Origin of the sequence: Goodfellowiella coeruleoviolacea (assembly GCF_024171785.1) — a bacterium.
Classification (GTDB): domain Bacteria; phylum Actinomycetota; class Actinomycetes; order Mycobacteriales; family Pseudonocardiaceae; genus Goodfellowiella; species Goodfellowiella coeruleoviolacea.
The window spans coordinates 34,109-40,575 of the sequence record NZ_JAMTCK010000033.1; the positions used below are offsets into that span (position 1 = coordinate 34,109).

8 protein-coding genes are annotated in these 6,467 nt (G+C 70.6%); 2 read left to right on the forward strand and 6 right to left on the reverse strand.

The features are described from left to right. Window positions 1–36: 36 nt before the first annotated feature. On the reverse strand, window positions 37–432 hold the full coding sequence (locus tag LX83_RS37100; RefSeq protein WP_253780775.1) for a hypothetical protein: 396 nt from the start codon (window positions 430–432) through the stop codon (window positions 37–39). Here LX83_RS37100 and LX83_RS38875 point away from each other — a divergent pair. Then, window positions 419–514: a MerR family transcriptional regulator gene (locus tag LX83_RS38875; RefSeq protein ID WP_407649765.1), complete on the forward strand. Its 96-nt coding sequence runs from the start codon at window positions 419–421 to the stop codon at window positions 512–514. The two genes, LX83_RS37100 and LX83_RS38875, sit on opposite strands and share 14 nt — an antisense overlap. On the opposite strand, the gene LX83_RS37105 is transcribed toward LX83_RS38875, so the two are convergent. The 5 genes from LX83_RS37105 to LX83_RS37125 all read right to left on the reverse strand — a co-directional run bounded on the left by LX83_RS37105 (window position 495) and on the right by LX83_RS37125 (window position 5,630). Then, a complete protein-coding gene (locus LX83_RS37105; RefSeq protein ID WP_253780778.1) occupies window positions 495–641 on the reverse strand; it encodes a hypothetical protein in 147 nt (48 codons plus the stop codon). The genes LX83_RS38875 and LX83_RS37105 overlap by 20 nt on opposite strands. A 556-nt stretch (window positions 642–1,197) precedes the next feature. Next, on the reverse strand, window positions 1,198–3,402 hold the full coding sequence (locus LX83_RS37110; protein WP_253780780.1) for a hypothetical protein: 2,205 nt from the start codon (window positions 3,400–3,402) through the stop codon (window positions 1,198–1,200). A 34-nt stretch (window positions 3,403–3,436) separates the two neighbouring features. Next, entirely contained in the window at window positions 3,437–4,150 is a 714-nt protein-coding gene (locus LX83_RS37115; protein ID WP_253780783.1) for a hypothetical protein, read from the reverse strand. Between the two features lie 192 nt (window positions 4,151–4,342). Continuing rightward, window positions 4,343–5,125 (reverse strand): Crp/Fnr family transcriptional regulator, encoded by a 783-nt coding sequence (locus LX83_RS37120; protein WP_253780785.1) that lies wholly within the window; start codon window positions 5,123–5,125, stop codon window positions 4,343–4,345. Beyond that, complete coding sequence (locus LX83_RS37125) at window positions 5,103–5,630, reverse strand: hypothetical protein (RefSeq protein ID WP_253780787.1); 528 nt, start codon at window positions 5,628–5,630, stop codon at window positions 5,103–5,105. Before LX83_RS37125 ends, LX83_RS37120 begins: the two co-directional genes overlap by 23 nt. A gap of 102 nt (window positions 5,631–5,732) precedes the next feature. On the opposite strand from LX83_RS37125, the gene LX83_RS37130 reads away from it, so the two are divergent. Beyond that, a partial coding sequence (locus LX83_RS37130; protein ID WP_253780789.1) for an MFS transporter occupies window positions 5,733–6,467 on the forward strand: 735 nt, incomplete at its 3' end.

Consider the following 6,467-nt stretch of genomic DNA (forward strand, 5'->3'; position numbering starts at 1 on the left):
TGATACGGATCTTCCCGGTTGAACCGGAAAGGGGAGTCAGATGAAGCGTTTGATCAGGCCGTTGATGCGCAGATTCGGCGCGGAGCGCGGAGTGCGCCGGTTGGCGTGGGCGCCGTTCGGGTACGAAACCTTCTGATTCGGCGTCGTCCGGCTCAATCCACCGAACGGGCTGGCGCGGCATGCGACAACGTGTCCTGGTGCGGCGCTGGCTGACGTCCCTGGAGGGCTTGAGGTAGCGCAGCGGGGTGCGCGGTCCTCGTGGCCGGACAGGTTCATCAGGTCGGCGCCGGTCAGGCCGTCCTCGCCGGAGTGGGTGAGCCGGGAGTGGCGCAGGGCGTGCAGGTTCCAACCGTCGGTGGAAGGTTCACGGTCGGGCAGTGACACGTCGCGGATCTCGCGGTTGGTCGACCGGGTCGGGGTGAAGCCGACCACGCTGCGGTTCTACGCGCGGGCCGGATTGTTGTCGGCGACCCGCTCCGAGGCCGGTACCGGCGCTACGACGACACCGCGGTGAAGCGGCTGGAGTTCATCGCCTCGGGCAGGCACCTGGGCCTGCCGCTGGCGGAGATCCACGGCCATTCCTGCACCGCCACCACGAACGCCAGCCCGCGCCGGCCCCGGTTCCGGTGGAATTCAGTCACCTGGATCGCGATGGCAGCGACTGCTGATGCTGCGAGCGTCAGTTCAGGCGAACACTCGCTCCACCAGCAGTATGAGCGGGATGATGAGCCCGGACATCCCCAGCACGGCCACCACTGCGCAGCCGGTATCCGAGCTGGACCTGGGCTTGCGCGGCTCCCGTCCGGAGTTGACAGCTACTCCCGCCGCCAACCCCCAGCAGTACATGCATTCACCACTGTCATCGTAGGTCCTGCCGCAATCCGTGCATCTCTTCAGTGCCATCTCGGACTCCTTCACACCGTGCGGTCATCAATCAACTTCTGCGGAAGTCGAGGAACATGTGCCCGACCCCGCCTGTGCGGGTGTCGGTCGCGCGCGACCTCGCCGGCTCACCACGCCGGAACCAGCCGCGGCCGGGGCGGGCTGCGGGTTCAGCGGCCCGAACTCAGTCGGTCGGCCGCCCCTGCATTCTTGGGGTGCATTCCTGGGGGCGATGCCGCGAACCCGGACTCGCTGAACGCGTGAATCGCCTCCCGCGCACCCCCTCGGTCGCCGTGAACACCACCGCGAATACCCCTAGGAGGTCCGGCGGAGGTGCAACGTACCGCAGGTCACGCACTCAACTCCCGGCTCGGTCTGAGCGGTTCTCGCGAGTTCGATGGCGGAGCCGTCGGCAGACAATGTGATGCTGTACGTGATCTGCCCGACGGGCGAACTGCAGTTGTATCGGTCGTAGAGCGGCCCGGTTCCTGACGCATGTGAGTCGCTGCCGGTCAGCCGGATCTCACCGCATTGATTGCGTACTGCGTATGAGCCCGAACCGGACTTCCGAACCGTCACAGCATTGCCTTGGCCGTCCTCCCAGGTACCGGCGATGCCGCTCGGGCTGTCGTCCTGCTGGTTCACCACCGTGGTGACGATGACGGCGATCACGATGAGCAGGAGCAGGGGCAGCAGGCCGCTTCCGGCAGCCACTACCGTGCTCAGCACGCCCGCCAGGCCGGCCGCTGGCCCGGCGGCGGTTGGGGCTGCGGCTGGCGCGTGTGGCGCGGTAGGGGTTGTGCCCGGTGTGGCCGCGCTGGTGTCGGTCGCCCCGCTGTCCCCGTAGCTGGTGTGCGGGGGCGGTTCCTGGCCGGTTGGGCCGGGGTCGGTTGAGCCGGGGTCGGCTGGGCCGGGGTCGGCTGGGTCGGGGTCGAAGTGGAATTCCGGGTGGGGCGGGTCCGGGAAGTCGTGGGTGACGGGCTCGGAGGCGTCGTTGTCGAGTCCGGTCATGTGATCGGTGACCGCGGCGGAGTCCTCGGACGGCTCCGACGGGGTGCCGGGGACGGGTTCCGGGGGCGCCTCGGACAGGCCCGGCTGCCCGGCTGCGTCGCCCGGGTCGGACGCGCGGTTCATGAGCATGACGGCGTGGGCCGCGAGGGCGGCGGCGATGACGTGTCGTCCGGTCACCCGGGACCGGAAGGATTCCTCGCGGACGAAGTAGGCCTCGGCCTGCCGGTCGCCCTGGCGTCGTGCGGCTGTCCAACCGCGACCGAGGATCCGGCCCCATGAATCGAACCGCAGCGAGCGCGCGAAGGTGGGGGAGGCGGCCCGGCCCAGGGCGACCGCGAGGTCCGGCTGGCCGGCTTCGGTCGCCATGCCTGCCAGCCGCTCGAACACCCGGCTGTGCCGGGCGACGCGGGTGGGGTCGGTGGCGGGGTCCGATGCCCACGAGGTGAAGTACTGGCACAGCCACTGAAGTGGGAACCCGGAGGCGTTGCGGCTCCGCAGCGCTGCGACCACGCCGGGGGCGCAGTGGTAGCCGTCCTCGCCGTGCACCGCCAGGCCCAGGCCGGCGAGCCGCGCGCAGATGCCGTCCGCGTCGCGTTCCCCGGTCAGGTCGCGGATGTGGGCGGTGGCCAGTTCGGCGTCCCGCAGTGTCGAGAGAAGGGACAGCACGGTCATGGCGGGGCGGTCGAGCTGTGCGAGCAGGGACGGGAGCAGGTGGGGCACATCGCCGGGTAGCGGGATCTCCGCCCCGTCAGGTCCCGGGCGGACGGAGCGGGCCAGTCCGGCGGCTCGCACGAGCAGGAGCGGGTTTCCGCCCGACGCCTGCCACAGCGCGGTCATGGCGGCTTGGTCGGTGTCCCGCAGCGGACGGCCGAGCGCCTCGGACATCAGCCGGGCTGCCGCGTTCCGGTCCAGGCCGCGCAGGTCGTGTACGACCCCGTCGCCGAGCAGTGACGCCTCGCGGCTGGCCAGGACGAAGGTCGCGTCCGGGACCAGGTCGGCGAGCTGGCGGAGTTGGTCAGCCGCCAGGTCGGCGTCGTCGACGTACACCGTGACCCGTATGCCGGTCATGAACCCGCGCAGGTCCGCGGCCGACGGTGCGTACCCCCACGTCTCGTAGCAGGCTTCGAAGATCTCCTGGGCGAGGTCACCGACCTGGTGGTGCGCGCGACTGACGAACACTGTCCCGTCAGGTCCGGTCTGGACGGTGCGGGCGAGGTGGCGCAGCAGGGTGCTCTTGCCGATGCCGCCCGGCCCGCATATCTGGATCAGCCCTCCCGCGGCGATGTCGGCGGCCAGGGCCGCGGCCTCGGCGTCCCTGCCGACCGGCGCCCGCGACGGCCTGGGCAGCACGGACACGAGCGCCCTGCGCACCGGTTGGGGCCGTTCCTTCTCGAATTCCAGATTCACCGACCCGTAGCGGGCGTCGATGACGAGATTGTGGTGCCCGGCGACAACGCTGGAATAGGCGTGCCCGTGGACGTGGGCGCCGAAGTTTCCGGTGTCGTTCACGTTTCCCCCCGATTTCTCCGAAAAAGACGTGGCGCTAGAGCAGACGCAACCACCCGCGGCCCGAGGTCTCTTTGACGCTCAAGGGGATCGGCCGGTAAGCGCTCGGTCCGACGCGGCAGTAGCCCTGGTCGACCACCTGCATCGCGGTCTCGGAGAGGACCAGCGCAACGCACGCGTCCGCCGCGGTGGCGAGAGCGCGTTTGGCATCCGCGGCATCGACCAGTCGGGCCACGTGCACCAACGGCGCGCCCGACCACTGCGCGCCTACCCGGTCGACGAGACCCTCGTGCACCGCGATCCGCACGTCGACCCGGTAGTCCGCGCTGGCTGCCCTGTTGTGCTCGCGCAGAGCCCGGGCGGTCGCCTCGACGAAGGTGTCCAAGGTGACGACCACGGTGACCGTCTCGGGCAGCACGACGAGCGTGCCGTCACCCCGGTCGAACATGTCGACCTGGGGGCCGAGTTCCGCGGCCCCCGCCGCGAGGGACTCCGCCAGCACCCGCCGCAGGTGGCGCTGCCCCGCGTTGTCGTGACGGCCGGACCCCTGGATGTCAGTGGTCAGCACGACCCGGTGCACGGCCGACAGGTCGGCGGCCGGCGACTCCGGGCGGGGATCGGCCGCGCCGGTCGACGTGATGGTGATGCCGTGGCCCGCGGCCACCGGTCCGTGCGCATTGCCGCCGATGGACACCGACGCGGTGTACTTCGCTGGATTCTCCAATGCCGACTCCCTTGTCGATGCGGTCACCGGGTGGCCGTGGCGACCGCCAACCGGATGCTGCCCACCAGCATGTCCCTGATGGTCTATTTCGGTGCGCGAACTGCGGACCTGCTTTCCCGGGCAGCGCACCCGCACGTCACGGACTCGTCACCCCGGTCTCGATCTGGACCATGATCAGGGTGTGCGTGCCGGCGTTCTACGACACACGGCGCACATCGGCTAGGTCGCGGGAATTCCGTCCACCAAGGCGGCGAGAAGGTCGGGTTCGGCGACCGTCAGGCGTTTGCGGCCGGTGACCACCGCACCTCGTTCACGCAGGACCGCCAGTGATCGGGACACCTGCCGCAGCGAGGCGCCAAGATGGTTGGCGACGTCCTGCTGGGTCAACGGAAGATCGATCCCCCGCCCGTCCACCGACCGGACCCCGTACACCCGCAGGAGACGCAACAGATAGCCAGCGACCTGCCTGGTGACGTCCAGCGTCGCCATGTCCACCCGCACCGCGTCCGCCTCACGCAACCGGACCGCCATCCCCCGCGCCAACGCCAACCCGACACCGGGCCTCGTCGCAGCCAAGTCGAGGAACACCGCACCTGGCACCTGAACGACCACGACCCGGCCGACGGCCCGCACGTTCGCCCCCCGTGCCTCACCCAGCAACACCGCCGACTCCCCGACCACGTCGCCCGGCCCGCGCAGCGCGAACAGCACCTCGTCCCCGTCCGCGCCCACCGTCGACACCCGGACCCACCCCGCGATCACGATGTGCACGAAGTCCGGCGGATCACCCTCCCGCACCAACACCTCGTCGACCCCGAACACCCGCCGCACACCACCGCCCAGCACCAGTGCCGACTCGGCAGCCGACAGCATCGCCAGCAGCGACCCCGGAACCGGACCGTCCATTGCCCTCCGCTCCGTCGTGACGAAACGACCCAGTGTAGCGAAAACCACACACAGCGTGGGCGATAACGTGAGGTCAGCGCGGTTCTGGTTCAGCATGCGACCGCCGGTCCAGATCGCGGTGGTCGAGTCGTTCCCCGCGGGCCGGCGTTCGTCGCAGCAACTCGCGTCCTTCTGGGCCGAGGAGGCCGAGGGGGACGACCGGCGGCCCCTGGACCACGCCGGACACGCCGCCGACCGGGTTCAATCGGTGCCCCACACCATCCGTTCCGGCCCGCACGAAGGCGCGTGCCACCGCCGCGCGGTCGGCGTAGCTGGGTGGCCCGTCGGTCGTTCCGAGGTACACGCCGGAAAGCCTGACCCAGGTTCGGCCGGCGTCGACGAGGCGCAGGATCTCGGTGAAGGCTGGATCCGCGGTGCTGGGAACGCGGCCCATGCGGTCGATGATCGAGCAGCAGGTCGGCGATCTCGACGTGCTCGCCGCAGCGGAGATCGCGCGGTCGCGTTGGAGGGAGCGGCGGTACTCGATGAGCCGCCGGAGGCCGTCGATGAAGAACGTGTTGTTGCTGCACTCCGTGATCGCCTCGTGTCTGGCGGCCACCACCGTGCCGAGCGCACGCCAACGCCGGGGGCGAAGATGTTCGTCTCAACTAGGATCCAAGTTGTGTCCAAGTTACCCGTTCGGCGGCGCCCGCCGCGATCCCCGTTGTCCGATGCCGCCCCTGACACCGAGCCGGATGTCGTCGGGATCCAGCGAAGGATCGTCCGCGCGCTGGCGAGCGCCCAGATCATCGGCACCGTGGGGCTCGGAGTCATCCCCTCGGTCGGTGTCCTGCTCGCCGGACAGATCACCGAGAGCGAGGTCTGGGCGGGCCTGGCGCTCGCGGGCAGCACGGTCGGGGCCGCGGTCGCCGGGGTGCCCTTGGCCCTGCTCGCGGCCAGCAGGGGGCGCAACCGCGCGTTGTCGACCGGTTGGCTGATCGCCGCGGTCGGCGCCCTCCTGCTGGTCGGGGCCGCTCAGTGGGACAGTGTGGCCATCCTGGTCGCCGGGCTCGTGCTGACCGGCGTCGGTACCGCGGCCCAGTTCCAGGCCCGCTTCGCCGCGACGGACCTGGCGAGCCGCACGCACCGGGGGCGTGCCCTGGCGATCGTGGTGTGGGTGGGGTCGATCGGCTCGATGCTGGGCCCGAACCTCGGGACACCAGGGGCCGGCCTGGCCGGTTCTCTGGGGCTGGCACCGCTGGGCGGTGCCTTCGTCGTGGCGGCCGTCGCCCTCGCCGTCGCTTCGGTGCTGACAGCACTGCTCCTGCGTCCCGATCCGCTCCTGACAGCCCGCCGTCGCAGTGACCCCGCCGTGCTGAGCGGGTCCAATCCCGGTTCGGGCCGGTCGGGCTCGGTGCAACCGGCTGGTGGGTTCCGCGCGGTGTTCCGGGACGGATTT

Coding starts and splice junctions, on each gene's coding strand:
- LX83_RS37120 (WP_253780785.1), bottom strand. CDS start 5,125: ATGCTGAACCAGAACCGCGCTGACCTCACGTTATCGCCCACGCTGTGT.